Genomic DNA, 26,951 nt, shown 5'->3' with positions numbered 1-26,951 from the left:
ACCCAAGGAAGAACCAATGCCTGACGTTGTCATCTGTGAACCGCTCCGTACCCCTGTCGGCCGCTTCGGCGGTGTCTTCCGTGACGTAGCCCCGGAAGATCTCGCCTCGACGTTGATCGCCGAACTCGTCACGCGTACCGGCATTTCCGGCGCGGAGATCGACGACGTCATTCTCGGCCAGGCTTCGCCGAACGGTGAAGCTCCGGCGATCGGACGCATCGCGGCGCTCAACGCCGGTCTGGGCGTCGATGTTCCCGGCATGCAGGTGGATCGCCGGTGCGGGTCGGGATTGCAGGCAATCATCCAGGCCGTCATGCAGGTTCAGTCCGGTGGCAGTGATCTGGTCCTCGCGGGTGGTGCCGAGTCGATGAGCCAGGCTGAGTTCTACGCAACCGGAATGCGTTGGGGTGTCAAGGGTGAAGGTGTTGCGCTCAGCGATCGTCTCGCGCGCGCCCGCGTGACAGCCGGCGGACGCGACTTCCCGGTTCCCGGCGGAATGATCGAAACGGCAGAGAACCTGCGCGCCGAGTTCTCCATCAGCCGCGAAGATCAGGACGCACTCGCGGTGCAGTCGCATCAGCGTGCCGTTGCCGCACAGAAGAACGGCGTCTTCGCCGAGGAAATCGTTCCGGTATCCGTTCCGCAGCGCAAGGGTGAGGCCCTGCTCGTCGACACCGACGAGCATCCGCGGGCCGACACTTCGATGAAATCGCTTGCACGCCTTCGTCCCATGCGCGCAAAGATCGACCCGGACTCCACCGTGACGGCAGGTAATGCCAGCGGCCAGAACGACGGCGCAGCGCTGGCGATCGTCACCACCGCAGACAAAGCCCGCGCACTCGGACTGCGACCCCTCGCACGCCTGGCGAGTTGGAGCGTTGCCGGAGTTCCCCCGCGCACCATGGGCATCGGTCCCGTCCCGGCGTCGGAGAAGGCACTCGGCCGCCTCGGATTGACCCTGGCGGACATGGATGTCATCGAACTCAACGAAGCCTTTGCGGCACAAGCACTTGCAGTCCTGCAGAGTTGGAAGCTCGAAGCCGACGACCCACGCGTCAACCCCAACGGCTCCGGCATCTCCCTCGGCCATCCGGTCGGTGCCACGGGTGGACGAATCCTGGCCACCCTGTTGCGCGAGATGGACCGTCGCGAAGCGCGTTACGGCCTCGAGACGATGTGCATCGGCGGCGGGCAGGGCCTGGCTGCAGTGTTCGAGCGCCTGTCCTGATCAAGCCCCGACGTGCGCGACGCCAGGGTCACCGAGTTCGCCGCGTAGACCGTCGAGAAAGACACGCAGCAGTTCGGTGAGTTCGGCCTGCTGCTGCTCGGTGAGAATCGACGTCAGTTCGGCTTCACGGCCGAGGACTCGGTCCACCAATTGCTCCACCAGCTCGTGACCGGCGGCAGTGAGGGTCACGAGCACTAGTCGTGACCCTTGCGCGGCGGAGGACCTCTCCACCAGACCCGCGTTCTCCGCGCGCGCGAGTCGCTGCGAGATCGCACCGGCCGTGACTCCGGTCTGCTCGGTGATCTGGCGAGTCGTCAACTGATACGGCTCGCCGGATCGCCGCAGGACACTGAGTAGGTCCAGCGTGGCTGTGTCCGCACCGGCCGAGGCGAGTACCCGTCGGCGATCCTCACCGAGCAGCTTGGCGCACATCCACAGCCTGGTCACAATGCCGATACCCTCTACGGGCGTGCCCGGCCTTTCGCGAAGCCAGGCCAACGCAACCGCGTCCACCGCATCGTCCGGGTTGTAATCGCCCACCACTGCACACCTCATTTAGCTCTAAATGATACGTTCTTCGTATAGGTCTAAACGTAGCTCACGGAGGTAGGCATGACACGCACAGTTCTGGTCACCGGCGGCGGAACAGGGATCGGACGCGCAGTTGCAGCGGCGTTCGCCCGAGAGGGAGACACAGTTTTTGTCACCGGCCGACGCACGGAACCACTCGAAAAGACTGCAGAGGAGTTGGGTTCCGATGTTCACGCCTTGACGTGTGACAACTCCGACCCGAAAGACCTGAAGCGGCTGCAGGATTCGCTTCCGGGAACCATCGACGTCGTGGTGCACTGCGCCGGTGGCAACACGGACTTCGATCGCGAGGCACCGTCAGATCTGGAATCCCTGGCCGCCGGGTGGCGTGCGAATCTGGACTCCAATCTCATCTCGGCAGTGCTGACCACAGCCGCAGTTCGCGATCGAATCCCCAGCGGCGGTGCCGTCATCACCATCGGATCGATCGCCGCCGACAAGGGCGCGGGCGCGTACGGCGCTGCCAAAGCCGCAGTTGCGACGTGGAATATCGATCTGGCCGCCGAACTGGGCCCCGAAGGCATCACCGCGAACATCGTCTCCCCCGGCTACATCGCCGACACCGAGTTCTTCCGAGACTTTCTGACGGACGAGCGTCGCGCGATGCTGATCGAGTCCACCACCACCAAGCGCGCCGGAACACCGGACGACATCGCATCAGCCGTCCACTTCTTGGCCTCACCTGGCGCCCGGCAGATCACCGGTCAGGTATTGGCAGTCAACGGCGGTGAGAGAACCAGTCGCTGATCAGGCCAGGTGGCGCTCGAAGAACGAGTCGATTCGCTTCCAGGCGTCCTGCGCTGCAACAGGATCGGGACCGATTCCGAGGATGCGCTCCAACGGACGAAGCACCTTGGGTCCGGCCTCCGCGTCGTTGAGGAACGCGTGGCCGGCGGTGGGGTACTCCTTGACGTCGTTCTCGATACCGGCATTGCTGAGCGCCGTCTCCAGCTTCGCTGCCGCACCCCGGAGCGAGAAGTCCTTGCCTCCGAAACTCCCGACGATCGGGCACGCATCCACCACGGCCTCATCGAGTTTGCGTGGAAGCTGACCGTAGTTGACCGAGGCAGCATCGAAATCTCCGGCGCTGACCATCGCGAAGCCGCCGCCCATGCAGAATCCGATGACACCGATCTTTCCGGTGCAGTCCGGGGATTCCAAAAGCCAACTGCGAGCGACTTCGATGTCGGTGAACGCCTTGCCGTGTCCTCGAAGCATCGACGTCATGGTGGGCACGAGGCACCGCTTCGCCCCGCCCGCGCTGTAGAGGTCGACAGCGAGCGTCAGGAATCCCGCAGAGGCCAGCCGCTTGGCTTGCCGCTGCATCACCTCCTCGAGCCCGAAGGCCTCGTGAATCATCACTACCCCCGGCCACGGGCCGGGGGTAGTGGGGGTTTCGAGTATCGCTCGCAGCGGTTGTGATCCGCCGACAACTGCGGCGCGGCCAGTCAGATCTATGTCCACCATGTTTCGATGCTAGGCCGACGCAGGGTCCGTACGCTCGGAAGCGAGGTCAGGGGAGTTGTTTTCCCTGGCCCGCCGCAAGCCCGGTCAAGACCTCGGCGAGCTGCGGCAAGGCGTACGGCGCGCTCAGTGGACCGAAATTGTCGACAAAGGCATTCGAGAGCAGAAGTTCGACCGGCGCATAGGCTCGCGCCTTCACCGCGGGGAGGTTCTGGAAAACTGCGAAGTTCTCCAACCTCGTCGTCGCTTCCTGATCAGAAGCGAGGCTGAGCAAAATGTCTGCGGGTGCTAGTACCTCCGCCTGCTCCATCGACAGCGCAGTCATCTGCTCGGCGTTGTATCCGCGATAGTTGAGTCCGAGTTCGCGCAGCAGAACCCCGGGCGCACTGGCATCCCCCTGCACATACAACTGATCGCCGTACATCGAGCCGATCATGATCGTCTTGCCACCCAAGCCATTCAGCGAAGCGGCAGTGTCGGAGATCAGGGCGTCGGTCCGGGCGATCGCTGCAGCAGCGGCCTCGTCGACAAAAGCGGCCTGCCCGACCGTGGCGACGCCGTCACGCCACGAGGTGGTCCAGTCCAGCGCGATGACAGGCGCGATCTGGCTGAGCCTCTCGGCTGCCGGTTCGAGATAGGTCTTCATTCCGATGATGAGATCCGGTGAGTAGCGCGCGATGATTTCCGGGTTGATTTCGCCTGTGGTGTCGAAGCTTTCGAGATCGGCTATTCCAGCGGTGCTCTGCCAAGGCAGTGCACCGCGGTCCCACGCACCCGTATTGCCGTAGGCGACTGGGTGAACGCCGAGAGAGAGCAGGAATTCGAGATCCGTGAAGTCGCTGGCAACAACGATCCTTTCCGGCTTCCCCGAGATCGTGGTGGTGCCGAGCGCATTGATCACCTCGCGTTGTTCGCCGGCATCAGAAGCATCTGACGTAGTCGAACAACCCGCAAGGATGGCGGCCGCTGCCACTGCGCCGACGCCGAAGAACCCACGGCGACTGAGCTGGTCCACCAGTTCAGACGTCGTGGATTCACAAATCGTTCCGTACATGTATGCACTCTCCTTCTCGGCGACTGCTGCGCGCGCCGAGGGCACAGCGAATGAGAGGTTAGCCCACCCTCATCTTCCATAGGGTTCCTACGTTTGCGATTCCGAGAGATCGGAGCGATAAATATGGACCGTTCTCGAGCGGACAAGTACATTCCCGCTGATCTATCACCGCAGGCAGTTGGGCGAGCCACCAGTCCCTGCCTTCGGCGATCGGGTCGCTCCAGCGTCGAAAATCAGTCGAAGATCAGTTGCCATTCCCTCCTCGAAAGCTTCCGAATTACCGTCTTTTGCACGTCGCCCACCGTTCGACTTGCGCGGCGTGGGAGGATAGACACATCGAGATCGGGACTTCGATGTGAGGGCCCGGATCGAGTTTGTAGGGAGTATCGGTATGGCACAGGGCATCGTGAAGTGGTTCAACGGCGAAAAGGGCTTTGGTTTCATCGCTCCCGACGACGGAACACCGGACGTGTTCGTTCATTACTCTGAAATCTCGGGCAACGGCTACAAGTCGCTCGACGAGAACCAGCGTGTGGAGTTCGAGGTTGGCCAGGGCCAGAAGGGTCCTCAGGCCACCAATGTGCGCGCTGTCTAATCAGTGACACAAGAAGAGGGCCGCACCCGCAAGGGTGCGGCCCTCTTCTGCATTGTCCTTACGGCGACCCGAGAAGCGCTGTTGCACGAGCAATCAGGTGATCACGCAGTCGAATTACGGCGGGCGTCAGGCGGTAATTGCCGACGGCCAACGCGATGGTTCGATCGCGAACGCCCGTTACCGGAACAGCGACGAGATCCGGGTGATCGACCTCGGCGATGGGGAGCAACGCGATACCGAGACCACGCGAGACCAGGGCACGAATCGTTTCGAACTCCGTGATCTCGAATGCAACCCTCGGCTCGAATCCGGTTTGCATACAGCAAGAGTCGAGCAACATCCGAAGGTGATAGGTGGGCGGACTCGCGATGAATGTCTCGTCGACCAGTTCCGCGAGGTCGACACAATCTCTCGCCGCTAATCGATGTCCAGTACCCACATGCAGGAGTATTTGCTGATGCCCCAACAGCGTTGTGGGCAAGTCCTCCGGTGCTGGAATCATCACGGCAAGATCCAGACGCCCGTCTCGGACCATTTGCGCGAGTGATTCCCCATGCGCTTGCACAAGGTTCAATCGCACCCGCGGCGCCGCCTCGTGAAACTCTGCGAGCAGCGACGGGACGCTGATCGGGCCCAATGTCAGTGGAAACCCGAATCGTACGAGGCCACCCTCCGGATCCGCGTTACTACGGACCAGACCTACTGCGTTGTCCAGCTCCTTGACGAGGCGGCTAGTTAGTTCGTGTAATTCGCGCCCTGCCGAGGTCAGTGCAACCCGGCGCCCAACCGGCTGAAAAAGCTGAAATCCCAGCGTCTTTTCGAGCGTCTTCAATCTCCGGCTGAGCGAGGACTGAGGAATCCCGAGCAGGTCGGAAGCTCTCGTGATGTGGCCTTCCTCCGCTGCCACATCGAAGGCCGCCAGAAGCGGCGCCAGCCCTTCTACTTCAGCCGATCGAAACTCATCCATATTCGGATCATAAACCGATGGTTTCTTCATTGGACGGATGAGTCTGTTTGGGACCACGATGCACATACACCCCTACCTCTGAGGAAAGGCCGCCCATGTTCACGTCACAACCGTCGGGATCGAAACCTGGTTCCGAAGAGCCCCCACTCGACGCAATACTCATCGGCGCCGGGATCATGTCGGCAACGCTGGGTGCATTGATCGCGAGACTCCAACCCGATTGGTCCATCGAGGTACTCGAAAGGCTGGGCGAACCCGCCGGCGAAAGCTCCAACCCGTGGAACAACGCAGGAACCGGCCATTCGGGCCTATGCGAACTGAACTACATGCCCGACCCCAGCGACCCCGCGAAAGCTGTAGAGATCAGCCACCAATTCCACCTGTCTCGCCAATTCTGGGGATCACTCACGGAAACCGGCGAGCTGAAACAAACCTCATCGTTCGTCAACCCAACCCCTCACATGGACGTCGTTTTCGGCGAACGAGACATCGAATATCTACGTCAGCGCCACGCCACGCTACACGGATTACCCGAATTCTCAGCCATGGAGTACACAGAAGATCCTCAGACGGTGAATAATTGGGCGCCGCTGATGATGCGCGGCCGAATGGATTCCGAACCGATAGCTGCGACTCGATACGCAGCAGGTACAGACGTGGACTTCGGTGCTCTGACCCGAGAACTGCTTCACACCATGACAAATCGTGGTGCACGCATCCGCACGAGCCACGACGTAACATCACTCCAGCGCATGACAGACGGCACGTGGCTTATCTGTGGGCGAAACACTATCTCTGGCATTCGGTTCCAACTGAGATCAAGATTCGTCTTCGTCGGCGCAGGTGGGTACGCACTCAGGCTCCTTCAGAAGGCGCGAGTTCCCGAGGTTCGAGGCTATGCGGTGTTCCCACTCGGAGCCCAGTTCCTGCATACCGAGAAACGCACCGTCGTCGACTCCCACAACGCGAAGGTGTACAGCCAGGCCGCGATCGGAGCACCACCGATGTCGGTCCCCCATCTCGACAGGCGTATGGTCGACGGCTGCCCGTCATTGATGTTCGGACCGTATGCCACCTTCAGCACACGACTCCTCAAGCATGGCAAGCTAACTGACTTGTTCGCTACGATCCGATTCCGAAACGTCGCAGTATTGCTTGCTGTCGGAATACAGAACATCTCGCTTGTCCGATACCTGTTCAGCCAATTACTGTCATCGAAACGGCGCAAGTTTGCCGCACTGCAACGCTTCTATCCCGAGGCCGATCCCGCAGACTGGAAGCTGATTCAGGCCGGGCAGCGCGCCCAATTGGTGAAACCTCACCCGAGAAAGGTCGGGATGCTGACATTCGGCACAGAGGTAATCACCAGCGCAGAGGGATCGATTGCCGGTCTCCTGGGTGCATCTCCGGGAGCTTCGGTTGCACCATCTGTCATGACGGACGTACTCGCCAAGTGCTTTCCGAACCACATCGAGCAATGGATGCCGGCACTTAAGGAATTGATGCCGGCACTGACACCGATCACTGATCCTGAATGACGGCCAACGCTCCCACGATATTCGACTCCGCAACCGACTTCGAGATTCCGAGATCAGCCAGAACACCTGATCCGTCTTCGAGTTCGAGCAGCGCGAGCAGGATGTGCTCGGTTCCGATGTAGTTGTGGCCCAGGCGAAGAGCCTCACGGAACGTCAGTTCCAGCACCTTGCGCGCGCGAGCGTCGTACGGAATAAGTTCTGGCAGTTCGGAAGTCGGAGCCGGGAGTACACCGGCCACTGCAGCTCGGACGGAACCGAGCTCCACCCCCTGCGCCACTATCGCCTTCGCAGCCAACCCAGCAGGCTCCTCGACAAGCCCCAGGAGCAGGTGCTGGGGCTGGATCTCTGCGTTACCGGCAGCGCGGGCTTCGTTCTGCGAGGCCATGACGACGTTCTTCGCCCGAGGAGTGAACCGGTTGAACCCTTCGTTCGGATCCATCGGCTTCTGATCACTCGGCGCCTTGGGAACAAAACGCTTCTGCGCAGCCTGCTTCGACACACCCATGCTCGCACCGATCTCCGTCCACGACGCTCCCGACCTGCGCGCCTGGTCGACGAAGTGGCCGATCAGGTGATCTGCAACTTCACCGAGATGATCAGCGGCGATCACGGCGTCGGAAAGTTGGTCGAGCGCGTCGGTGTGCACCTTCTTGATCGCGTCGATGAGGTCGTCGAGTCGAACCTTGTTGGTCATTTCCACTGGCTTGCTCATGCGTCAACCATAGGTTGACGCAATCGAAAACGTCAACCCTAGGTTGACGATCGTTTTCGCCGCACAGCGATTAGCCGGAAAAGAACTCACGCAGAGCCGGGACAATAGCGTCGTCGGCAACGCCGTGACCCTGACCGGGGATCTCCAAAGTCTTTGTCCCCGAGACTTTTGCAGCGATTCTCGTCGCCGAAGAAGGCGCCCACTGACCACTGTCACCGCCGTACATGACCAACGTGGGGACGGTAATGGAGGCAAGCCAGTCGAGCGACTGACAGCCGTGATCACACACGGCGACGTCGTAAGGCAAGGTGTGCGCGATGGCGCACATGTCGGGCCAATCGGCACTCCGCTTGATCTCGTCGACCATCTCCGGGGATGCACCGGTCAGATCCAGAAAACGCGTCACAGCACCTTCCCTGTCGCCGGCCGCGATCAACCGCTCCAGGTCACTTTGGGCAGTCTCGTCACGCTGGTCGTCGTCCATGTACGGCGCCTCGTAGACGGCGAGCTTACGCATCGGAACGGCCTGCGCAGCGGCTTCCAAAGCCAGCGCAGCACCCGACGACAATCCGTAGACCAGCGGCGTTTCACCAGTGGCAGCGACGACCGCTCGCAAGTCCTCCACCTCGGCGTCGATCGAGAACGCGCGACTGTCACCGCTGTCCCCGCGTCCGCGCCTGTCGTACGAGTACACCGTGAAGTCCGCCGCCAACGCAGCAGCGAGAGAATCGAACCATCCTCGATCGCAGAACGCTCCGGCAACCAGAACCACTGCTGGTCCGGCACCGGAGCGTTCGTATGCGATGGTCGTACCGTCGCGGGATTGCACTACCGCTGGGGATTGCTCTGTTTGCACGTCGATCTCCTCAGGTTTGGTCAATGCCTACCTGATTAGACCGCCCGCGTTACCGAAACTCATCGGTCCGGTCGGCAGAGGCTTCAGCTGATCTTGTTGTACAGGGCATCCCAACCCTGTGCCACGTATGAAATCGTGTAGATCGAACCGTAGAACGTGGAGCCGCCCAGACTGGTGACGTTGCCAGCCTGCACTGCCGGGAGTCGCTGCCACAGCTTGCTCGCCACCAATGCCTGGTACGCGGCACTGTCCTCGTTTTCGGTGATCATGAAGCCGTCGACGCCGGCCAGCACATCGAGGCCTTCGAGGCTGACGCCGCCCTCGGGATCGAGGCCCTCCGAGGTGGCAGTTTTGCCACCGATGTCGCCGAGCGTCATGTCGCTGGGCTTGTCGCCCTTCTCGGACGTACGGATGCTCGTGACGTACAGCGTGTTCGTGTCTGGCATGAACGAGACACTGGCAACGGTTTTGGACGCAATCTTCTCGGCATGGCGACTGCGGATGTCGGAAATCAGATTGTCGTAGTCGAGCGTCAATCGATCGAGTGTGGCCGTTCGACCGAGCCAGCCCGACAACCGCGAGAGGTTTGTACGCCAGTCGTCGGTGAACTCGGTCGTCAGAACCGGTGCGATGGTGGACATCTCGGCTACCGGCCACCACTCGCTCTCGTAGTTGAGACACACGATCAGGTCGGGCTCGAGCGCCAAGATCTGTTCGCGGTTGGGGATCTCCGACAGGAACGGTACCGACGAATCGATAGGCACCCACGGTGTCGCCTGGGCGTACGTGTAGCCGACGAGCGGAAGTTCCAGAGCTACAGCAGGTTCCAGATCGAGCCGCGAGTCGATCGCGACAACCCTCTTCGGATTGACGGGAATGTCGTAGGTACCGAGAGGTGTCGTCACAGAACGCATTTCGGTTTCACCCGAACTGCTCCCGCTGTCACCGCAGGCCGCCAGGAACGCGCCCAGTCCGGCGATCCCGGCGCCGAAGCCGAACTGCCGACGTGTGAGGTCCGAAACGAGGCGGTTGTCGGAGTAGCCCTCGGGAAGCAAGAGCGTGGATTGAGCGGGCATGCGTGTCGAACCTCCAGAAGAAATGAATCATCCACTGTTGCGAGCGGATAAGGATGCCCTAACAGCGTACGCAGGGAGGGTCGTCGCGATCGGCCCAGAAATAGTCGAATCAGGCCAATTCGCACCCCTCACTTGTCGAGTTTGCGCATCTCGACGAAGTAGACCGCACTGAACGCGAGGTAGGTGCCGACGATTCCGAGGACCGAGATGATCAGGACGAGAGCGAGAAACATAGCCATGATGGTCTCCACTGACACGGGTTGTTCACGATGTCGATCGAGAGAAAATGGCTTCGAACTGCGGCGCTGCGACTCGAAGCGGGGCCGAAACTTGCGGTTACACACACCACGCTAGCCCCAGGCGTCTCGAGTTTCGATGAACTCGAGGTGAACTCTCCTACGGCTACGTCACACTTTTCTGTCGGACAGTCAGTTCGGTCCGAGCACCTGTCCGGACCATTCGACCAAGGGCGTCAGTGCGCGCCACGCTGTGCGAACTTCCTTCAATGTCCTGGCGCTGTCCAGCCACGACGGGCTTGGGTAACTACGACCAGCAGTCAGCGACTTGTGACGCAGCAATTCGATCCGCGGGTGGTCGACCGTGTATCCGCGAGGTGCCGTCTTGAGCTTGTCGCCGCCGATCGTGAATCCGGCCTTCTCGACGGAGGCCAAGATCTTCTCGAGCTCCGGCCCTCGAACGTCGTCGTCGACAGCCGCACGATAACGCGCGATGGTCTCCGAACTGCTGGCGTAGAAACCACCGGCCACCATCAACCCTGCCGCGTCGATCTGCACGTAGTAGCCACAGCTCTCGGCGAGACCGACGAACGCTCCCTGGTGCGTCTTGTACGGGATCTTGTCCTTCGAGAATCGAACGTCACGATATGGCCGAAAGAGCTTGGCCGTGCCGAATTCGTCCTCCAACGCCGCGGTCAACGACGCCATCGGACGACGAACCACTTCGTCGTACGTCTCCTTGTGCGCTGCCCACCAGGTCTTGCTGTTGTCGGCCTCCAGGTCTTCGTAGAAGTCGAGTGCAGCAACGGGTATGCCAGTGAACGCAGCCATGGCGTAAGCCTAGCTGCCTGTACGGCTTTGGACCGCCTGCCCTGCGACGATGCCCGGATCGGCCGGAATCCGTAGAATGCATGGGGATGATTTCCGAAATACAAGCATGGGAACTGACCGACACCAACCGAGACTGGCTGATACACCGACCCGTCGAGATCGCGATCTACGTGGCGCTCGCAGTCGTTCTGCGCTTCGCACTGCACCGCGGGATCGATCGAATGTCGAAGCCTCGCAAGTCTCCGAACGCCAAGGTGAACGAGCGCCGATCGCAGCGAGCCCGGACCATCGGTTCGGTACTCAAATCGACGGTGTCCATCGTCATCCTCGTCTGGTGTGTGCTGCAGATCCTCGGCATCCTCGGGATCAACGTCGCGCCGTTCATCGCATCCGCCGGCGTCATCGGTCTTGCCATCGGTTTCGGTGCACAAAACCTGGTGCGTGACTTCCTCTCCGGCATCTTCATGTTGCTGGAAGATCAGTACGGTGTCGGCGACGTCGTCGATCTCGGTGACGCGGTCGGCACCGTCGAAACAGTGGGCCTGCGTGTCACCACGATTCGAGATGCCAACGGCACCTTGTGGTACTGCCGCAATGGCGAAATCCTGCGAGTGGGCAACATGAGTCAGGGTTACGCCACTGCAGTTCTCGATCTCCCGATCGCCCACAACGCGAACGTGCACAAAGCGTGCGAGGTGGCGACGCGCGCGGTCCTCGAGGCGGCGGAGTCCGAACCGATCAGGGCGGACATGATCGACAAACCGGAGATGCTGGGAGTCAATTCGGTTACTGCCGAGGCAATTACCATTCGAGTGACGGCGCAGGTCAAGCCTGGGCGCCAGTGGGCAGTCCAGCGCGCATTTGCACGCTCGGCGCTGACTGCGTTCGAAGAGCAGGGAATCGAGGCACCTTACCTGCCTGTTCTGCGCTGACGGTTGAGACGGAATCGTCTGCCCTTTCCATCAATTACGCGAGCCCCCGGCGGGGTCGAAACCACCGGGGGCTCGCTGGTGCCTGACGCACGATTCAGACGGTGGAGGTCGAGAGCTCCCGATTTGCCGAGCTGTTGCCAAACACCCTGTGCAGGAACATCGTCAGGGCAATTGCTGCCACGATTCCGATCAGCGGCGGGATTCCCACCTCGAACTCACCGGAAAGCCAAGCGAGGAACGCTGCGACGGCATAGACGGCGAGGTTTCGCCAGTGGACCGGCTGCGGGGTGTAACCCTCGGGAATGCCGCGCCGCCACCGGCACAGGAAGTCCGCGATGATCACACCGCCCAATGGCGGGATGAACGTTCCGAGCAGGCTCAGATAGTCGACAAGATGGTTGTGCACACCGGTCAGAGCGAGCGCCGTGCCGATCACACACCCACCGATGACGAACGGGGTCTTGCGGGGCTTTCTGAACAGTTCGGCGCCGGCCACCCCGAAGGCGTATGCGGTGTCGGCGTTGCTCTTCCAGAGGTTCCCGAACAGCAAGACCAGGCCCCAGCCGACAAGCCCGAGGTTGTAGAGAATCAGCACGAAGTCACCTTCGTGGAACGTGATAGCTCCGATGGCACCGAACAGGATCATCAATCCGTTTCCGAGGAGGAACCCGATAACGCAGGCCCACACCGCTTGTGATCCGGAACGGGCAAACCTGGTCCAGTTGGGCGCTTGCGTTCCCGCCGATACAAACGTGCCGACCACAGTGGTGATTGCGAGCGCGATCGTCATGGTCGTCTGCGGTTGAACCGAGACCAGGCCGGAGAACCCACCGACTTCCTCGAGGGACCGGAACACGACCCAGCAGGCCAACGCCAGGATCAAGGGCGTCGAGACGAGCGAGACCCAATACATTCCGCGGTAGCCGTAGCAGGCGGTGATGCACATCAAGATGCTCGCCGCGATCATCACCGACGCCCGCGCGAGATAGGAATCCCAGCCCAATGCCTGCGCGGTGAGATCGCCGATCGTGCCGATGATGACTCCGTACCAGCCGATCTGGGTACCGCCCAGCAGGATCGAAGCGAGCTTGGACCCGCGGGTGCCGAAACTGTAGCGCGCCATCACAACTGTCGTCAGCCCGGTTCGGGCTCCGACGAACCCCATCATGGCGACGTAGACCCCCAAGATGGCGGATCCGGCGGCGATCACCACCATCAGTTTCCAGAACGAGAACGCGGTACCGAGCGCTGCTCCGGCCAACATCGTCGGTGTGAAGATGGTGAACCCCAGCAACACCACCGCGAGCGAGAAGAACGGCTTTCGTGCATGAAGCGGAACCGGACTAACGGGATAGTCCGGATCGACGGGGTGACCCGCACTCTCCGAATCGCTTGCGGCCGTGGCAGGTTCGACGGCGCTGCTCATACAACTTCGCCGATGTCTTCGAGCCACAGGCTCGGGCGCTCGGCCAGCATGCGGTCCATCAGTGCCACACACTCCGCGTCATCGACGACGTCGACCTGAATTCCGCTGCTGCGCAACCATTCTTCCGACGCCTCGAAGGAACGATTTTCGCCGACCACGATTCGAGGGATCTCGTACAGGCGCGCCGTTCCGGCGCACATGAAGCACGGTGACAAAGTCGTGTAGAGGACACACTCGCGATACACCGAGGCCGGCAGTCGTCCGGCGCGCTCGATGCAGTCGGTCTCTCCATGACGGATGGCGCTGTTCATCTGGACCCGGCGGTTGCGTCCGACTGCGAGAACCTCGCCGCGGTGAATCAGCGCCGCGCCGATCGGCACGCCGCCCTCCTCCCAACCGATCTTCGCCTGTTCGATCGCAAGTCCGAGAAAATACTCATCGGTGTGTGCCGGGTGGTTCATGTGCGCTCCTGGAGTCTGACCAAAATCGTCGATTGTGGCTCGTGTCACAATCCGACCACGGTGGTAACAGCCCGACAAGGGACAACCTGTCAGTTCGGCAGAACTAGCTCTATGACGAAGTGCCCCCTCGGCGGACGATATAGAAATGCTCCCGACTCTGCGACAAGTTCTTGCGATGCCCTCGTTCAAGGCCGCCGCAATCGAGGTTCTCGCGGGCGACGTCGATACCGCGGTGGTCCGCTGGGTCCATTCGTCCGAGGTGTACGAGATGGGTGGGCTGCTGTCCGGAGGTGAGGTCCTCCTGACCACGGGCCTCGGTCTGCACGGGCGATCTCCCGAGCAGCTCACCGCCTACATCGACCAGTTGGCGGACGCGGGATGCGTCGCGCTCGCGATGGAGGTCGGCCGCTCGTTCCTCACGGCCCCTCCCGAACTCGTCGAAGCATCGCGCCGACGCGGGCTCGCGTTCTTGGCCCTGCACGCAGTAGTGCCCTTCGAGCGGATGGTCGAAGACTTTCACGACCTCATGCTCCGCCGCACTCTCGGTTCGGCACAGGCGGGCGAGCCTGTCTGGCAAGAACTTCTGAGTCTCGTGGTGGCAGGCCAGGGTATGACCGCGCTGCTCGACAAGGTGTCACGACTCGCGGGGTGCGGCGTCGATCTCCTCGACGCGGATGGCAGAACCGTCGAGCGCAGCACAACCGGCGCAGAGCGATCCGAGACCGAACGCACGATCCACGACGTACGCGGTCCGACGAACTCACTCGGTCGACTTGTCCTGTGCGGGCCCGCAACTACACGCCGAACCGCCGTCGCAAACTGCGCCGCCGTCGCGGTGGCTCTGGAACTCGGCCGTCACGGCGATCTCGGCCCAAGACAGTCACTCGCCCAATCGGTGATCACCGACGTGGTGGGAGGTGTGCTCACATCGCACGGCGACTTGTCCGAGCGACTGACAGCGGCCGGGTGGACGCCGTTGTCGGAGGGGCACCACGTCCTCGTCGCCGCTGTCGACGTCGATCGGCAAACGCCGGTTCGAGAGCTCGCTGACCAAGTACGCGACGCCGTGCGGGCCGTGCTCGGCTCCTGTGTCGTCGGGACTGCGGCCAATCACGTCATCGTGCTCGCGCATGGGTGGGCGTCCGCATCCCCCGCTCGAGTGCGGACTGCGTTCACCGAAGCCGACGAGCTGCTACGCCGCGGGCCGGGCGGTTCCGCGGTACGCACGCTCGGAGTGGCGACGCCGGTCGAGGATCTGTCGGGCGTCGGTGCGGCGGTCGCGCAAGCTCGCGAAGTCGTCCAGATCGCACGGCGTTTCGGCACCCGGACCGGAGTGATCCTCGCCAGGGACGTCGGCGTCCAACGACTGCTCGCCGCCGGCACGACGCCCGCTTCCTTGTCCTCGTTCGTCACGGAGCAACTCGGTTCGCTGATCGCTTACGACACAGCACATTCCGCCGATCTCGTCCGGACACTCGACGCGTACCTCGCACACCGGGGCGGCAAGGCGAGAACCGCGGATTTCCTCGGCATTCGGCGCCAGTCGCTCTATGCACGGCTCACTCGTATCGAGAAGCTGATGGGAGTTTCCCTCGACGATCCGGCGCAGGTGGTGTGTCTCGGGCTTGCACTGACCGCATGGCGCATGCGTACCGGCCTTGACCCACAAGCTGCGTTCGAGCGTCTCCCCGGGTGAGCGACAACCTCTGCGATGATGAACGAATGACCGGAGCAGCGGAATTGATGATCGAGATCCCTGCCGGCGAGGTGCATCTCAGAGACGATCGCAAAGGCACTGCGTGGACCTCGAAAGTCGAATCATTCCGCCTCGCTCGTCATCTCACCACCAGGGCACTGCTTCACGGAGATTCGGCGGACGATCCGAGCAAACCCGCGGTCGACCTCTCGTGGAAAGACGTCATCGCAACCTGCAACACACTGTCAGTCGCGGACGGTCTGTCGCCCGCGTATCACGACATCGACACCGAGTCTCCCCGGTGGGACCGGGCGGCAACCGGCTACCGACTCGCCACCGAGGCCGAGTGGCAGTACGCGTGCAAAGCCGGCACCTCCGGCTACCGCTACGGCGAAATCGACGAGATTGCCTGGTACAGCGACAATTCAGAAGGACGAGCACATGACGTCGGGATGAAGGCACCCAACAACTGGGGCCTGTACGACATGATCGGCAATGTCTGGGAATGGTGCTGGGATCTCTACGACCCCGAGGTCTACGGCACGTACCGGATCTTCCGCGGCGGCAGTTGGGCCGAAAGTGAGCGCGGTTGCGGCGCTACCGTAAGGAGGCGAAGCCACCCGACGTTTGCTATCGATGACTTGGGATTTCGCCTAGCTCAGACGATCTGAGGGCAGACGGCCGAGGACTTCGAGCACAGCCTCGATCTCGTCTCGACTGCGCAGCTTAACTATCGGCAGCGACGGCACATCGACAAGGACCGTGGCCATACGCTCGCCGTTGCGTCCGTCGCTTCGCCAGGCCCAGCGCACCACATGATCCGGATCGAACAGAATGGTGTGCAGTGGCGGCTCCATGTTGCGATTCCACAACACCTCTCGCTGCAATCGCCGACGCACGGTTCGTGTGATCACCTGGCGCATCACCGTCCGCCGAGGCAGATCCAACCACAGCATCAGGTCCGCACGCTCGGCCAGAAGCTCACGCACCGCGCCGTACTGCCACTCGGTCACCCAGGCCGGCTCGCTGGAAAAGCGTCGTACTTCGGTTTCGAAACTCTCGAGCGGAACCCAGTCGGGCCCGTGGAACAGCGAGTCCAACTCAGTGTGTTCGATCCCGAGAAGCTGCCCGATTCGACCGGCGAGAGTCGTCTTTCCGGCGCCCGAGGTCCCCGCGACAAGGATCTTCTGCGGACGAGTCGTCAGCGAGGCGGGGTCTACGAAAGGCACCGATACACACTAGGTGCCTTACACTTCGCAGTCCACCCATTCGATGTAACCGGTGCCGTTGATCGACGCACCGTCGAAGCTTCCCCGGTAGGTGTACGCGCCGACGTATCCCTTACCGTGGCCATAGCGCCACTCCGAGTCGATCTCGGCCTCGAACTCGACAATCGCCCTGCCGTAATCGCGTACCTGCCAACGCAGTACGCGCGGCACACGCATCTCACGTCCCTGGGGGTCGACATGCAATGCGTCAGCGTACTCGAGTACGTCGAACACCACATCGTCGAAGACTCTTGCGCTGCCGTCCACCGTCCGAATGTAGGCGAGCTTGCACGCCGTAACCCCTGAAGCTCGAACATCGGTGAGCAACAATTGATGCCGGTCGTCGAGCTGAACGATCTGGTAGGTGAAGAAATCGGCCGGGAGCTTCCAGGACTCGGGAAGGGCGCGGCGGGTCAACGATTGCGGTGTCATACACCGCGCGTATTCGACGGTGCACGGAGCCGAAATACTCACCGGGCCATCCGGACTCGAGATCGTCCCGGAACACTGCGCCAGCAGACTGACGTGGTCGTAGACGGGATTGCGCACGAACCACGACGCTTGATCTGATGCCACGATCTCGAGATCGACGTCGAAAGAGTCGTATCGTCCGGTGACACGGAACTTCGGATAGCTGTTGTCGATGATCAGGTTGTCACCGAAGGCGATTCGCGAACCATCTTCTTCGAACGCACACTCATCGGCCGCGTCGTACGCCCGATAAAAGTGATGCCCCGGCGCTGCGGTAGAACTCAGCACGGTTGCAGTGTTTCGCGCGTCGGGTGCAGCGAGATAGTCGTTGTCGAACACCACCGTCCCGGTTGCACCGATCAACGTCATGATGTTGAGGTAACGGAAAGGCCCTGGCAGCCGGGGAACGAAGATCCCGTAGTGCGTCCACGCGAACTTCCGCGAAGCCAGGTGCGGACGCATCATCTCGGGCCGATCGAACGGGCGTACCGATTCCGCCATTCGCTTGTCGATCAGCGGTAGCGCGCCGTCCAGCAAGGCCCGAACCGCGGGTCGCCACAATCGGCGCGAGCGGGTGGCTGGAACAGGGTCGGAACGATCAACGGTTTGTCCGGTCACGCCCCTAAGTTAATGTAACCAGCCGTAACAAACAAGTGTCGAAGTTTCCTCGACGACCTCACACCCTGAACACCCGCGCCCTGCCCACGGGGCGAATAGCATGTGAGAATCCGCGTACCGGAACCGGTCGCAGAGAGGGCGCAACAATGCAGCACGAAGAGTCGTCGTTCACCGGAGTAGCCGGCACCAAGATCGTCTACGACGTGTGGACACCGGACCGCGAACCCACCGGGGTTCTTGTCCTGTGCCACGGACTCGGCGAACACGCGAGGCGCTACGACCATGTTGCTGCGCGGCTCGGGGAACTCGGGCTCATCGTGTACGCACCCGACCATCGCGGACACGGGCGCTCTGGCGGCAAGCGCGTTCACCTGAAGGAATTCTCCGACTTCACCGACGACGTCCACACGTTGTTCTCGATCGTGACGGCGGCACATCCCGGCAAGGACAAGTTCCTGCTCGGCCACAGTATGGGAGGCGCAATCGCACTTTCTTATGCCCTCGACCATCAGGCCGATCTCAAAGCGCTCGCCCTGTCCGGACCTGCTGTGATCATCGCAACCGGCACTCCGAAGATCGTGATGCAGTTGGGCAAGATCGTCGGCAAGTACCTCCCCGATGTGCCCGTCGAGAACCTGGAAGCGGCTGCCGTATCGCGTGATCAGAAGGTCGTCGACAAGTACAACGCCGACCCGCTGGTTCACCACGGCAAGGTTCCTGCCGGAATTGCGCGCGGCATGATCACCGCCGCGGAAGGCTTCCCGGCGCGCCTGCCATCGCTCACCATTCCGGTACTGCTTCAACACGGCTCGGACGACCGATTGACGGACCCCGCCGGCAGCAAGCTCGTAGCAGAGTTGGCCGGTTCTTCGGACGTCACCTTGAAGGTGTACGACGGCTTGTATCACGAGATCTTCAATGAGCCTGAGCAGGAAGAGGTTCTGAACGATCTGATCGAGTGGCTGCGCCCGCGGGTCACCGGAGCATAATCATGTCGACGTGCGGGATCCTGCTGGCTGCCGGGGCCGGATCCCGCATGGGCAAACCGAAAGCTCTCGTTACGGGCACGGACGGCCAGCCTTGGCTTCGCCACGGGGTGGCGACGCTGCAGTCCGCCGGACTCTCACCGGTCATCGTGGTTCTCGGCGCACAGGCCGAGGACGCCGTCGAACTGCTGCCCACCACCGATGTCATTGTGGTGAAATCGGATTGGGAACGCGGAATGAGCGCATCACTACGCTGCGGACTCGAGGCAGCCATGCAGATCGAGGGTGCCGAGGCGGCAGCGATCTCCTTGGTCGACGTCCCGGACCTGAACACCGACACCGTGACGCGAATCGCGGGTCAAGACATCCCATCACGAAACATACTGCGAAGAGCTGTCTTTCACGGCAGGCCCGGCCATCCTGTCCTGATCGGACGCGACCATTGGCCGACGCTTGCAGAGTCACTCACCGGGGACGGCGGCGCCAACACCTATCTACGCGAACACGGCGTGGAGTTGGTGGAGTGCAGCGACCTCAGCAGCGGCGTCGACGTCGACTATCCCGAAGCCTGATCGCACTGTCACAATCCTCCCAGGTGGTGGGTGTCCGAATTCGGTGTAAAGATGATCCGATGAAACGTACCGTCGCCGCCCTGCTCGACATCGAGATCGACGAGGCGACCAACCTGGAGTTCAAGATCGCGGTGACGCGCGCGCCGGGTGTCGAACTGCTGGAAACGATGTCGTTCGTCCATGACGGCAAGCCGATCGAACCCCGTGAGGTCATCGCCGAACACGGCACCCGGATTCACCTACTCGACTGTGCCCCAGGCAAACTGATCGTCAGCTACGACGCAACCGTCATCGGCCGCGCAGAACCGTCGTCGGTCGGCGACTACGACGTGTCGAAATATCTGCGCCCCAGTCGCTATGCCGAGGCCGACAAGTTCTTCGGTTTTGTCGCCGGGCAATTCGATCTCGCCACTCCCCCGGCCGAACTCCTCCTCGAAGTCACGCGCTGGGTGAGTACACATTTGAGTTATGTTCCCGGCACCAGTCGCGGCACCGACAGTGCGGTAGACACCTTACTGGCAGGCGCCGGAGTGTGCCGCGACTACTCGCACCTGACCATCTCACTATTACGCGCCGTGGGGATTCCCGCGCGCTTGGTGGCCGTCTACGCGCCGGGCTGCGATCCGATGGATTTTCACGCCGTCGTCGAAGCCAGTATCGACAACGTGTGGCGCGTGGTCGACGCAACGCAATTGGCGCCGCGCAGCAATCTTGTGCGGATCTCGACCGGGCGAGACGCCGCGGATACCGCCTTCCTCGACAACCACGGCGGTTCGATCACGTTGCATGCCTCGGAAGTTCGCGCAGTCGTCGAGGGCGTTCTCGACAACGACGACTACGCAACACTCACGTCGATCGGCTGACAAACACCTCAGGCGCTGATCTGGTTCTGCGAGGCCATCGTTCGCTCGAGGAACTTGACCGTGAGATCAACGATCGCCTTACCCTCCCGAAGAGCTTTGCCGATCACCGGGAAAGCATGGATCTGCCCACTCCAGATGTGCGTTTCGACGGCTTGTCCTGCCTTGATCAGGTTTTCGGTCATGATCTCGACGTCCGGACGCATCAGTTCGTATTCGGCGGACACCAGGAACGACGGCGGAATCAGACTGGCGTCGGCGTTGATCGGAGACTGCGCACCAGGAATCTCGTCCGGACCCTCCAGCCACCGGTCCTTGAGCTTTTCGACCTGTGACATCGGTAGGTAGGCATCGCGTTTCATGAAATCGGGATCGTGGTCCTCGAGGTTCACGTTGAGAAGAGGGGAATATCCCACCACGGCAGCGGGCCGCGTGATTCCGCGCAGTGCGGCAATTTCGGCGACCTTCATGGCCAGGTAACCGCCCGCCGAATCACCGGCAAGCACAATCTTGTTCGGGTCTTCCGCTGTCTCGAGCAACGCGGTGTACGCGGCCATCGCATCCTTGACGGAGGTGCCGATGGAACCTTCCGGCAGCTGACGGTAGCGCACGGAGATCACCGGCACTCCGGCCTTCGCCGAGAGCAAACCGCACAGTGCTCGGTGCGTTGCCAGACCGCAGAAGACGAATCCCCCGCCGTGGAAGTAGAGGATCGTGGCTCCGGCCAACTCGCCCTGCGCTTTGCGTGGATGCTGCACCTTCTCGCTTGGCACACCACCAAGCGTGAAAGGCTCGATGTCGAGGTTCTTCGGCTTCGGCAGTTTGTCCGCCATCGCGTCGAGTCGCTCGAGTTGGCGGATGCCGCGTTCGGTGGTCGGCCAGAGGGTGAACATCGGCTTCACGAACGTCCTGGTCAGGCAGAAGATAACCCGCGCTCGGGGACTCACGTTCCAATGCCATACCGTCGAATCTCGCGTCCGCATAGCGTCCTCCCAGGTCAAGACGTTTTGTGCATGTGAGTTACACATACTTGTCGACTGCTGTTGTGAACGATAACTGACGCTGCGTCAAAACGACACGACGGGTAGGCATGAATTACTCGAGCGTGTGTAAGTTCGGCTCGCAATCACGGCCGGGAGAGATACGCGGAGAGTCCGCGGTGCCCGCCACGCATCATCGCTTCATGATTCCACTCGAACACCGGCTTCGCGATCTTCGAGGCCAGACCGAGCGCTCCGGACACCGCTACTTGTTGCCGAAAGTCGGCGACGCAGCCAGATTCAGCGGGGCGTACCACCCAGCTACTCCACCCGGTCATTGCCCCGGAGAGACGCACTTGCAGATGGCGGGCAATGGGGTCTTCGACCTCGCGTCGTCCGAAGACCAGCAGGGTCAGAGGGACAGCGCTGCGGATGGCCATGGAGCCCGAGTGCTCGTCGGTCGCCCGGACTCGGCGTATCTGAGGCCACCACTGCGAATACCGCTCGGCGTCCGCGAGAACGGCGTAGACACGGTCGGCAGAGGCCTGGAGCGTCCAGACGCTGTGGAAGTCGAAGTCGGTCACGATCAGGCCGTCTGAGCAGCAGCAGTCACCCATGCACCGTAACCCGAACCTCGGGTGCTTACACGCCTGGCGAGCTCAGTACTCGAACGTCTCCACCCGTCGCAGGATCTCCTCCGCGATCTTGGCGGGACTACCGCCCACGTCGACGACGATGGCCTGCTCGTCCGGGTCGACGGCCTCGAGCGTCGAGATCTGGGAGTCGAGGAGCGAGGCGGGCATGTAGTGATCGAGGCGGGCGGTCAATCGCTGGCCGATCTGATCCCGCGAACCGGCGAGGTGCACGAACACGACGTGCTCACCGCGAAGCACGTCGCGGTAGCTGCGCTTGAGTGCCGAACACGTGACGATGCCCGGCTGACCGGCGTCGGTATGGCTCTTGATCCAGACGGCGATCTTGTCGAGCCAGGGCCAGCGATCGTCGTCGTTCAACGGATGCCCGGTCGCCATCTTGTCGATGTTCGCCTGCGGGTGCAGATCGTCGCCTTCTTGAAGGTCCCAACCCATCGCTCCGGCGAGCATGCCGCCGACCGTCGACTTTCCCGAGCCCGAGACACCCATCAGGACGAGCACGGGATACTGCTTCTGCTGTGCCGCTTCGCTGTTCATGTGCTCGCCTACCTAGATGAATGCGCTCAACACGAGCACTCCGGCCAGGCCCGATACCGAGATGATGCATTCCATCACGGTCCAGGTCTTGAGGTTCTGTACCACGCTGACGCCCAGATACTCCTTCACCAACCAGAATCCGGCGTCGTTGACGTGCGAGAGGAAGAGCGAGCCTGCACCGATCGCCAAGACCATCAGCGAGACATGTGCGGACGAGAGGTCGGCCGCAACCGGAGCGAGGATGCCCGACGCCGTCACCGTTGCCACCGTTGCCGAACCCGTTGCGACGCGGATCAATACCGCTACCAGCCAGGCCAGGAACAGCACGGGAAGGCTGCTGCCCTTGATCGCGTCGGCGATCACTCCGGCGATACCGGTGTCGATCAGGACCTGCTTGAAACCGCCACCGGCGCCGACGATCAACAAGATGCCTGCGATGGGAGGTAGGGAACTCTCGAGTGACTTCGAGATGGCCTTGCGGTCCATTCCGCCGCCGCGACCCAGCAGCACCATTCCGACCAGAACCGCGAGACCCAAAGCCACAACGGGTGTTCCGAGGAAGTCGAGGACGGACTTGGGGAGTGCCTCGGAATCGGGTGCGATCACGTCGGCGAATGCCTTGCCCAGCATGAGAACGACCGGGAGGAGGATCGCTGCGAGAGTCGCCGCAAACGAAGGGCGCTGCTGCTTCTCTTCTTCACCTCGATCTTCGCCTGTGACAAAGAGATCCGGAACCTTCACGTCGACCCACCGCGCTGCGTACTTGCTGAAGACCGGTCCGGCGAGAACAACAGTGGGGATCGCGACGAGCACACCGAGTGCGAGGGTGAGGCCGAGGTTTGCGTTCAATGCCGAGACTGCAACCAGCGGCCCTGGGTGCGGGGGAACCAAACCGTGCATGGCCGAGAGGCCGGCGAGGGTGGGGATCGCGATGCGCATCAGGGACAATCCGGATCGCCGCGCGACGAGGATGATGACCGGCATCAACAGAACGAGACCGATCTCGAAGAACATCGGCAGACCGATGACAGCGCCGACCAGAGCCATGGTCCACGGGAGTGCCTTGGTGCTGGAGCGGCCGACCAGTGTGTCGACGATTCGGTCGGCACCACCGGAATCGGCCAGGAGTTTGCCGAACATCGCGCCGAAACCGATCAGGATTCCGACGCTTCCCATGGTCGATCCGAAACCGGTGGCGAATGCTGCAACCGACTCTGCCGAACCGAGGCCGGCCGCCAGACCGACACCTACCGCGCCGATGGACAGCGCGAGGAAGGGATGCAGGTCGAGCCAGGTGATCAGCGCGATGATGACCGCGACGCCGGCGACTGCAGCGATGATCAATCGTGCGTCGCTACCAGCGGGGACGACCTCGGCCGCCAGCAATGCTGTGGTGTTCATAGGGACTCCCAGTCCGATGAGTGATTGAGGTCACTGTTCCTTAATTAACCTACAATTTCAAGAGCAGACACTAATTTGTAGTATTTATTCGCCTTGCACCGGGCTTACTCCATACGCATGGGACGATCTACGTATGCCTTCTGTCCCGTTTCAGCAGTTACACGACTCGATGCTGGAACAGCTCGGCCAAGACATAGTCGGTGGTGTGCTCCCCCCGGGAACCACGATCTCCGCCGACGAGGTGGCAACGCGCTACGACGTGTCGCGAACCGTCATCCGCGAAGTTGTCCGCGTTCTCGAATCTCTCGGATTGGCTTCAGTTCGTCGACGCGTCGGAATCACCATCCTGGGCTCCGAACACTGGAACTCGCTCGACCCCAATGTCATCCGCTGGCAACTGGCCGGTCCTGATCGGTTCGAGCAGCTTTCGATCCTGAGTGAACTCCGTTCCGGTATCGAGCCCCTGGCGGCGCGACTGGCCGCAACTCGCGCAACACCCGAGCAGTGCGGCGCTCTGACCGCAGCCGTCATCGGCATGTCAGCTACCTCTCGCGCTGCCGATACCGGTGCCTATCTCGGCCATGACTCCGACTTCCACCGCACCCTGCTCGCCGCCTCCGGTAACCCGATGCTGCGGGCGATGTCGCAGATCGTCGTCGAGATACTCGAAGGCCGCACACGCCACTCCTTGATGCCCCACGAAGCCGACCCCGAAGCGATTCACCTGCACGGAGTGGTCGCATCAGCCATTCAGTCCGGCGACGCCGACGCTGCAGAAACCGCGATGCGCTCGATCGTCGCGGAATCCGCAGAAGCGGTCGAAACAATGCGCGAAAGCCCCGAACCGCCGCCTCATCTGTAAGTCGAGCCACAGACTCGCCGGAATTGGCCCGCAACTGCTCCGCAAGTGGAACGCTTGGCGCCATGACAGCACTCGCTACCCAGAACAGCGCACTCTGATGGCCCGCCCGGTACGCGTCGTCGTCCTCGGTGCCGGATCGTGGGGAACCACGGTGGCCGGCCTCGCTGCCCGCAACACTCCCACCCTGCTGTGGGCACGAAATTCCGAAGCGGCCGACGAGATCAATTCGCAACGGACCAACTCCAAATACCTTGGTGAGCGCAAACTTCCCAAGGGACTCAAGGCAACCTCGGATCTGGTCGAAGCCGCTCGTGAAGCGGACGTACTCGTATGTGGGGTGCCTTCGCACGCCGTTCGCGCCACCCTCGCCGAGATCGCCAACGAGGTTCGGGCGTGGGTCCCGGTGTTGTCACTGTCCAAGGGCCTCGAGCCCGGCACCCGGCAGCGCCCCACCGAAGTGATCGCCGAGTGCCTGCCCGGCCATCCCGTCGGACTGCTCGCGGGCCCCAACATCGCCAAAGAGATCGTCGACGGCATGGCCGCGGCATCGGTCGTGGCCACCCAGGACGATCGCGTCGCCGCCGCGCTGCAACCCCTGTTCGCGTCGTCGGTCTTCCGTGTCTACCGCAACACCGACGTGCTCGGCTGTGAACTCGGCGGCATCCTCAAGAACATCGTTGCCATCGCCTCGGGCATGGCCGACGGCCTGGGAGTCGGGGACAACACTCGTGCGATGGTGCTCGCGCGCGGTCTCGCCGAAATGACCCGACTCGGTGAAGCGATGGGCGCCAACCCGCGCACCTTTGCCGGCTTGACGGGCGTCGGCGATTTGATCGCCACCTGCATGGCTCCGACTTCTCGCAACCGTCGCGTCGGCGAAGCTCTGGCGCAGGGATTGACCGTCGAGGAGGCGGTCGCCAAGCTCGGCCAGGTCGCCGAGGGAGTAAAAACTGCCCCTACCGTCATGGATCTGGCTCGCGAATACGGAGTCGACATGCCGATTGCCGCGGAGGTCGAGGCCGTCATCGGTGGTCGCCAAAGTGCCAGCGACGCATATCGCGGACTTCAGAAGGTTGCCCCGGGCGGCGAGCACGAGGTGGCGTGAGGAAGATCTACAGGTATCTAGCGATTTGGCTAGATACCTGTAGATCGCCCGAGATCACGGAATTGGAGCGTCGACGAAAATGTCGATAGCCAACGGTGACTGACCGCCGTACTGCGAGAAGTCCGAAATCCCCGCCTCGCGCAGGACATCGACGTCGAGCACCGTCCGACCGGTATCCGTGCCGGCGGGACGTCCGAGAATCTCGATAGCCGCATCAGCCATGATCTCGGGTGAACGCGAGTGATCGATACTTTCGTCTCCCCCGAGCAGGTTTCCGACGGCCGCCGTGGCGATCATGGTCTCCGGCCACAGACAATTACTCGAAATCGGTGCACCTGAATACTCCGCGGCGATACCCAAGGCCGCCAATGTCATTCCGTATTTGGCCAGCATGTAGCCCGGATGAGCACCCAACCAGTGCGGCGAAAAGTTGAGCGGTGGCGACAGCGTCAATACGTGCGCGTTGGCCGAAACCCGAAGGTACGGAAGGCACGCTCGGGTGAGCGCGAAAGTGCCACGGACGTTGACCTGCTGCATCAGATCGAATCGCTTCATCGCGAGGTCTTCGGTTTTCGAAATGTCGAGGACGCTCGCGTTGTTGACCACGATGTCGATACCACCGAAGTGCTCTACCGCTGCATCGACGGCGTGCGCGATGTCGTCGTCGTTCCTCACGTCACCGACGACGGGAACGGCATGACCCCCAAGCTCGTTCAACTCGTCCACAGCCGTGTGGATAGTTCCGGGCAACCGGGGGTCAGGCGTATCGGTCTTGGCGAGCAACACGATATTTCCGCCGCGGCGCGCTATCGCACGGGCGATGGCAAGTCCGATGCCACGGCTTCCCCCGGACATGATCGCGGTTCGTCCGCGGAAGTTCTTGTCGTCCAAAACGAATCCTTGTCATCGTCGACGGTCTTCGTCGCTGCGGTTGTGGCCGCGGGAAGTCCCGGCACGACCACTCGTCGACTTCCA

Annotated in this window: 29 protein-coding genes; 12 read left to right on the top strand and 17 right to left on the bottom strand. The window is 62.0% G+C overall.

From position 1 onward, the window contains the following. The first annotated feature begins 16 nt into the window (after positions 1 to 16). Positions 17 to 1,228 carry an acetyl-CoA C-acetyltransferase gene (locus tag RE4_RS02340; protein ID WP_060937917.1) on the top strand — a complete coding sequence of 404 codons (1,212 nt, stop codon included), beginning with the start codon at positions 17 to 19 and terminating at the stop codon, positions 1,226 to 1,228. On the opposite strand, the gene RE4_RS02335 is transcribed toward RE4_RS02340, so the two are convergent. After that, positions 1,229 to 1,768, bottom strand: a complete 540-nt coding sequence (locus tag RE4_RS02335) for a MarR family winged helix-turn-helix transcriptional regulator (RefSeq protein ID WP_020970947.1) — start codon at positions 1,766 to 1,768, stop codon at positions 1,229 to 1,231. Between the two features lie 72 nt (positions 1,769 to 1,840). Between RE4_RS02335 and RE4_RS02330 the strand changes: the two genes are divergently transcribed. Further along, complete coding sequence (locus tag RE4_RS02330; RefSeq protein ID WP_019745509.1) at positions 1,841 to 2,566, top strand: SDR family NAD(P)-dependent oxidoreductase; 726 nt, start codon at positions 1,841 to 1,843, stop codon at positions 2,564 to 2,566. Here the strand turns inward: RE4_RS02330 and RE4_RS02325 are convergent, their stop codons facing one another. Then, positions 2,567 to 3,286, bottom strand: coding sequence for a dienelactone hydrolase family protein (locus RE4_RS02325; RefSeq protein WP_060937916.1), 720 nt, complete (start codon positions 3,284 to 3,286; stop codon positions 2,567 to 2,569). A gap of 46 nt (positions 3,287 to 3,332) precedes the next feature. Then, positions 3,333 to 4,382: an ABC transporter substrate-binding protein gene (locus RE4_RS02320; protein WP_021331867.1), complete on the bottom strand. Its 1,050-nt coding sequence runs from the start codon at positions 4,380 to 4,382 to the stop codon at positions 3,333 to 3,335. Between the two features lie 346 nt (positions 4,383 to 4,728). Between RE4_RS02320 and RE4_RS02315 the strand changes: the two genes are divergently transcribed. Then, positions 4,729 to 4,932 (top strand): cold-shock protein, encoded by a 204-nt coding sequence (locus RE4_RS02315; RefSeq protein ID WP_003939930.1) that lies wholly within the window; start codon positions 4,729 to 4,731, stop codon positions 4,930 to 4,932. A 58-nt stretch (positions 4,933 to 4,990) separates the two neighbouring features. On the opposite strand, the gene RE4_RS02310 is transcribed toward RE4_RS02315, so the two are convergent. Continuing rightward, the gene (locus RE4_RS02310) at positions 4,991 to 5,899 is read right to left on the bottom strand and encodes a LysR substrate-binding domain-containing protein (RefSeq protein ID WP_060937915.1); all 909 of its coding nucleotides are present in this window, start codon (positions 5,897 to 5,899) and stop codon (positions 4,991 to 4,993) included. Positions 5,900 to 5,994: 95 nt separating this feature from the next. Between RE4_RS02310 and mqo the strand changes: the two genes are divergently transcribed. Continuing rightward, the gene (mqo, locus tag RE4_RS02305) at positions 5,995 to 7,437 is read left to right on the top strand and encodes a malate dehydrogenase (quinone) (protein WP_060937914.1); all 1,443 of its coding nucleotides are present in this window, start codon (positions 5,995 to 5,997) and stop codon (positions 7,435 to 7,437) included. On the opposite strand, the gene RE4_RS02300 is transcribed toward mqo, so the two are convergent. The 4 genes from RE4_RS02300 to RE4_RS02285 form a co-directional block, all read right to left on the bottom strand. Next, positions 7,421 to 8,149, bottom strand: coding sequence for a Clp protease N-terminal domain-containing protein (locus RE4_RS02300; protein ID WP_174531755.1), 729 nt, complete (start codon positions 8,147 to 8,149; stop codon positions 7,421 to 7,423). The genes mqo and RE4_RS02300 overlap by 17 nt on opposite strands. Positions 8,150 to 8,219: 70 nt before the next feature. Then, entirely contained in the window at positions 8,220 to 9,005 is a 786-nt protein-coding gene (locus RE4_RS02295) for an alpha/beta fold hydrolase (RefSeq protein WP_031333816.1), read from the bottom strand. A gap of 83 nt (positions 9,006 to 9,088) precedes the next feature. After that, entirely contained in the window at positions 9,089 to 10,081 is a 993-nt protein-coding gene (locus tag RE4_RS02290; protein ID WP_007729992.1) for an ABC transporter substrate-binding protein, read from the bottom strand. A 428-nt stretch (positions 10,082 to 10,509) separates the two neighbouring features. Then, positions 10,510 to 11,148: a DUF2461 domain-containing protein gene (locus RE4_RS02285; protein WP_003939783.1), complete on the bottom strand. Its 639-nt coding sequence runs from the start codon at positions 11,146 to 11,148 to the stop codon at positions 10,510 to 10,512. Between the two features lie 80 nt (positions 11,149 to 11,228). On the opposite strand from RE4_RS02285, the gene RE4_RS02280 reads away from it, so the two are divergent. Continuing rightward, entirely contained in the window at positions 11,229 to 12,080 is an 852-nt protein-coding gene (locus RE4_RS02280; RefSeq protein ID WP_020970954.1) for a mechanosensitive ion channel family protein, read from the top strand. Positions 12,081 to 12,174: 94 nt separating this feature from the next. On the opposite strand, the gene codB is transcribed toward RE4_RS02280, so the two are convergent. Together codB and RE4_RS02270 are read right to left on the bottom strand one after the other, a co-directional pair. Next, complete coding sequence (codB, locus tag RE4_RS02275) at positions 12,175 to 13,506, bottom strand: cytosine permease (protein WP_060937913.1); 1,332 nt, start codon at positions 13,504 to 13,506, stop codon at positions 12,175 to 12,177. Beyond that, positions 13,503 to 13,967 (bottom strand): nucleoside deaminase, encoded by a 465-nt coding sequence (locus RE4_RS02270; RefSeq protein WP_003940577.1) that lies wholly within the window; start codon positions 13,965 to 13,967, stop codon positions 13,503 to 13,505. Before RE4_RS02270 ends, codB begins: the two co-directional genes overlap by 4 nt. Before the next feature lie 175 nt (positions 13,968 to 14,142). Between RE4_RS02270 and RE4_RS02265 the strand changes: the two genes are divergently transcribed. Both RE4_RS02265 and RE4_RS02260 read left to right on the top strand, forming a co-directional pair. Beyond that, complete coding sequence (locus RE4_RS02265) at positions 14,143 to 15,663, top strand: PucR family transcriptional regulator (RefSeq protein ID WP_238076593.1); 1,521 nt, start codon at positions 14,143 to 14,145, stop codon at positions 15,661 to 15,663. Positions 15,664 to 15,689: 26 nt separating this feature from the next. Beyond that, complete coding sequence (locus tag RE4_RS02260; RefSeq protein ID WP_030243927.1) at positions 15,690 to 16,334, top strand: formylglycine-generating enzyme family protein; 645 nt, start codon at positions 15,690 to 15,692, stop codon at positions 16,332 to 16,334. On the opposite strand, the gene RE4_RS02255 is transcribed toward RE4_RS02260, so the two are convergent. Both RE4_RS02255 and RE4_RS02250 read right to left on the bottom strand, forming a co-directional pair. Further along, positions 16,317 to 16,892 (bottom strand): P-loop NTPase family protein, encoded by a 576-nt coding sequence (locus RE4_RS02255; protein WP_020970957.1) that lies wholly within the window; start codon positions 16,890 to 16,892, stop codon positions 16,317 to 16,319. The genes RE4_RS02260 and RE4_RS02255 overlap by 18 nt on opposite strands. An 18-nt stretch (positions 16,893 to 16,910) precedes the next feature. Continuing rightward, entirely contained in the window at positions 16,911 to 18,020 is a 1,110-nt protein-coding gene (locus RE4_RS02250; protein ID WP_060937911.1) for a DUF6670 family protein, read from the bottom strand. 146 nt (positions 18,021 to 18,166) lie between these two features. On the opposite strand from RE4_RS02250, the gene RE4_RS02245 reads away from it, so the two are divergent. From RE4_RS02245 to RE4_RS02235, 3 genes are read left to right on the top strand one after another with little or no spacing between them, the layout of a single operon-like run. Beyond that, positions 18,167 to 19,009: an alpha/beta hydrolase gene (locus RE4_RS02245; protein WP_020970959.1), complete on the top strand. Its 843-nt coding sequence runs from the start codon at positions 18,167 to 18,169 to the stop codon at positions 19,007 to 19,009. A gap of 2 nt (positions 19,010 to 19,011) precedes the next feature. Beyond that, complete coding sequence (locus RE4_RS02240) at positions 19,012 to 19,578, top strand: nucleotidyltransferase family protein (protein ID WP_046379382.1); 567 nt, start codon at positions 19,012 to 19,014, stop codon at positions 19,576 to 19,578. Between the two features lie 59 nt (positions 19,579 to 19,637). Further along, positions 19,638 to 20,441: a transglutaminase-like domain-containing protein gene (locus RE4_RS02235; protein WP_060937910.1), complete on the top strand. Its 804-nt coding sequence runs from the start codon at positions 19,638 to 19,640 to the stop codon at positions 20,439 to 20,441. An 8-nt stretch (positions 20,442 to 20,449) separates the two neighbouring features. Here the strand turns inward: RE4_RS02235 and RE4_RS02230 are convergent, their stop codons facing one another. The 4 genes from RE4_RS02230 to RE4_RS02215 all read right to left on the bottom strand — a co-directional run bounded on the left by RE4_RS02230 (position 20,450) and on the right by RE4_RS02215 (position 24,009). Continuing rightward, positions 20,450 to 21,421, bottom strand: a complete 972-nt coding sequence (locus tag RE4_RS02230) for an alpha/beta hydrolase (RefSeq protein ID WP_041815310.1) — start codon at positions 21,419 to 21,421, stop codon at positions 20,450 to 20,452. 143 nt (positions 21,422 to 21,564) lie between these two features. Next, positions 21,565 to 22,002, bottom strand: a complete 438-nt coding sequence (locus tag RE4_RS02225) for an SRPBCC family protein (RefSeq protein ID WP_060938245.1) — start codon at positions 22,000 to 22,002, stop codon at positions 21,565 to 21,567. Positions 22,003 to 22,077: 75 nt separating this feature from the next. Beyond that, the gene (locus tag RE4_RS02220; RefSeq protein ID WP_020909302.1) at positions 22,078 to 22,608 is read right to left on the bottom strand and encodes a gluconokinase; all 531 of its coding nucleotides are present in this window, start codon (positions 22,606 to 22,608) and stop codon (positions 22,078 to 22,080) included. A gap of 12 nt (positions 22,609 to 22,620) precedes the next feature. Continuing rightward, positions 22,621 to 24,009: a GntP family permease gene (locus RE4_RS02215; protein ID WP_019745529.1), complete on the bottom strand. Its 1,389-nt coding sequence runs from the start codon at positions 24,007 to 24,009 to the stop codon at positions 22,621 to 22,623. A gap of 133 nt (positions 24,010 to 24,142) precedes the next feature. Here RE4_RS02215 and RE4_RS02210 point away from each other — a divergent pair, with 133 nt between their 5' ends. Together RE4_RS02210 and RE4_RS02205 are read left to right on the top strand one after the other, a co-directional pair. Beyond that, complete coding sequence (locus RE4_RS02210) at positions 24,143 to 24,871, top strand: FadR/GntR family transcriptional regulator (RefSeq protein ID WP_019745530.1); 729 nt, start codon at positions 24,143 to 24,145, stop codon at positions 24,869 to 24,871. 97 nt (positions 24,872 to 24,968) lie between these two features. Continuing rightward, on the top strand, positions 24,969 to 25,976 hold the full coding sequence (locus RE4_RS02205) for an NAD(P)H-dependent glycerol-3-phosphate dehydrogenase (RefSeq protein WP_019745531.1): 1,008 nt from the start codon (positions 24,969 to 24,971) through the stop codon (positions 25,974 to 25,976). 54 nt (positions 25,977 to 26,030) lie between these two features. Here RE4_RS02205 and RE4_RS02200 read toward each other — a convergent pair whose 3' ends face one another. Beyond that, entirely contained in the window at positions 26,031 to 26,867 is an 837-nt protein-coding gene (locus tag RE4_RS02200) for an SDR family oxidoreductase (RefSeq protein ID WP_060937909.1), read from the bottom strand. Positions 26,868 to 26,951: the final 84 nt, after the last annotated feature.

The organism is Rhodococcus erythropolis NBRC 15567 (assembly GCF_001552595.1).
Taxonomy (GTDB): domain Bacteria; phylum Actinomycetota; class Actinomycetes; order Mycobacteriales; family Mycobacteriaceae; genus Rhodococcus_F; species Rhodococcus_F erythropolis.
The sequence above is the reverse complement of the archived record's forward strand: the minus strand, read 5'-3'. Positions and strand labels throughout refer to the sequence as shown.

Bases quoted from the DNA above. Each gene is read 5' to 3' on its own strand.
- RE4_RS02340 (WP_060937917.1), top strand. From the start codon at position 17: ATGCCTGACGTTGTCATCTGTGAACCGCTCCGTACCCCTGTCGGCCGC.
- RE4_RS02330 (WP_019745509.1), top strand. From the start codon at position 1,841: ATGACACGCACAGTTCTGGTCACCGGCGGCGGAACAGGGATCGGACGC.
- RE4_RS02325 (WP_060937916.1), bottom strand. From the start codon at position 3,286: ATGGTGGACATAGATCTGACTGGCCGCGCCGCAGTTGTCGGCGGATCA.
- RE4_RS02315 (WP_003939930.1), top strand. From the start codon at position 4,729: ATGGCACAGGGCATCGTGAAGTGGTTCAACGGCGAAAAGGGCTTTGGT.
- RE4_RS02310 (WP_060937915.1), bottom strand. From the start codon at position 5,899: ATGGATGAGTTTCGATCGGCTGAAGTAGAAGGGCTGGCGCCGCTTCTG.
- mqo (WP_060937914.1), top strand. From the start codon at position 5,995: ATGTTCACGTCACAACCGTCGGGATCGAAACCTGGTTCCGAAGAGCCC.
- RE4_RS02300 (WP_174531755.1), bottom strand. From the start codon at position 8,149: ATGAGCAAGCCAGTGGAAATGACCAACAAGGTTCGACTCGACGACCTC.
- RE4_RS02290 (WP_007729992.1), bottom strand. From the start codon at position 10,081: ATGCCCGCTCAATCCACGCTCTTGCTTCCCGAGGGCTACTCCGACAAC.
- RE4_RS02285 (WP_003939783.1), bottom strand. From the start codon at position 11,148: ATGGCTGCGTTCACTGGCATACCCGTTGCTGCACTCGACTTCTACGAA.
- RE4_RS02280 (WP_020970954.1), top strand. From the start codon at position 11,229: ATGGGGATGATTTCCGAAATACAAGCATGGGAACTGACCGACACCAAC.
- codB (WP_060937913.1), bottom strand. From the start codon at position 13,506: ATGAGCAGCGCCGTCGAACCTGCCACGGCCGCAAGCGATTCGGAGAGT.
- RE4_RS02270 (WP_003940577.1), bottom strand. From the start codon at position 13,967: ATGAACCACCCGGCACACACCGATGAGTATTTTCTCGGACTTGCGATC.
- RE4_RS02265 (WP_238076593.1), top strand. From the start codon at position 14,143: ATGCCCTCGTTCAAGGCCGCCGCAATCGAGGTTCTCGCGGGCGACGTC.
- RE4_RS02260 (WP_030243927.1), top strand. From the start codon at position 15,690: ATGACCGGAGCAGCGGAATTGATGATCGAGATCCCTGCCGGCGAGGTG.
- RE4_RS02245 (WP_020970959.1), top strand. From the start codon at position 18,167: ATGCAGCACGAAGAGTCGTCGTTCACCGGAGTAGCCGGCACCAAGATC.
- RE4_RS02240 (WP_046379382.1), top strand. From the start codon at position 19,012: ATGTCGACGTGCGGGATCCTGCTGGCTGCCGGGGCCGGATCCCGCATG.
- RE4_RS02235 (WP_060937910.1), top strand. From the start codon at position 19,638: ATGAAACGTACCGTCGCCGCCCTGCTCGACATCGAGATCGACGAGGCG.
- RE4_RS02230 (WP_041815310.1), bottom strand. From the start codon at position 21,421: ATGCGGACGCGAGATTCGACGGTATGGCATTGGAACGTGAGTCCCCGA.
- RE4_RS02220 (WP_020909302.1), bottom strand. From the start codon at position 22,608: ATGAACAGCGAAGCGGCACAGCAGAAGCAGTATCCCGTGCTCGTCCTG.
- RE4_RS02215 (WP_019745529.1), bottom strand. From the start codon at position 24,009: ATGAACACCACAGCATTGCTGGCGGCCGAGGTCGTCCCCGCTGGTAGC.
- RE4_RS02210 (WP_019745530.1), top strand. From the start codon at position 24,143: ATGCCTTCTGTCCCGTTTCAGCAGTTACACGACTCGATGCTGGAACAG.
- RE4_RS02205 (WP_019745531.1), top strand. From the start codon at position 24,969: ATGGCCCGCCCGGTACGCGTCGTCGTCCTCGGTGCCGGATCGTGGGGA.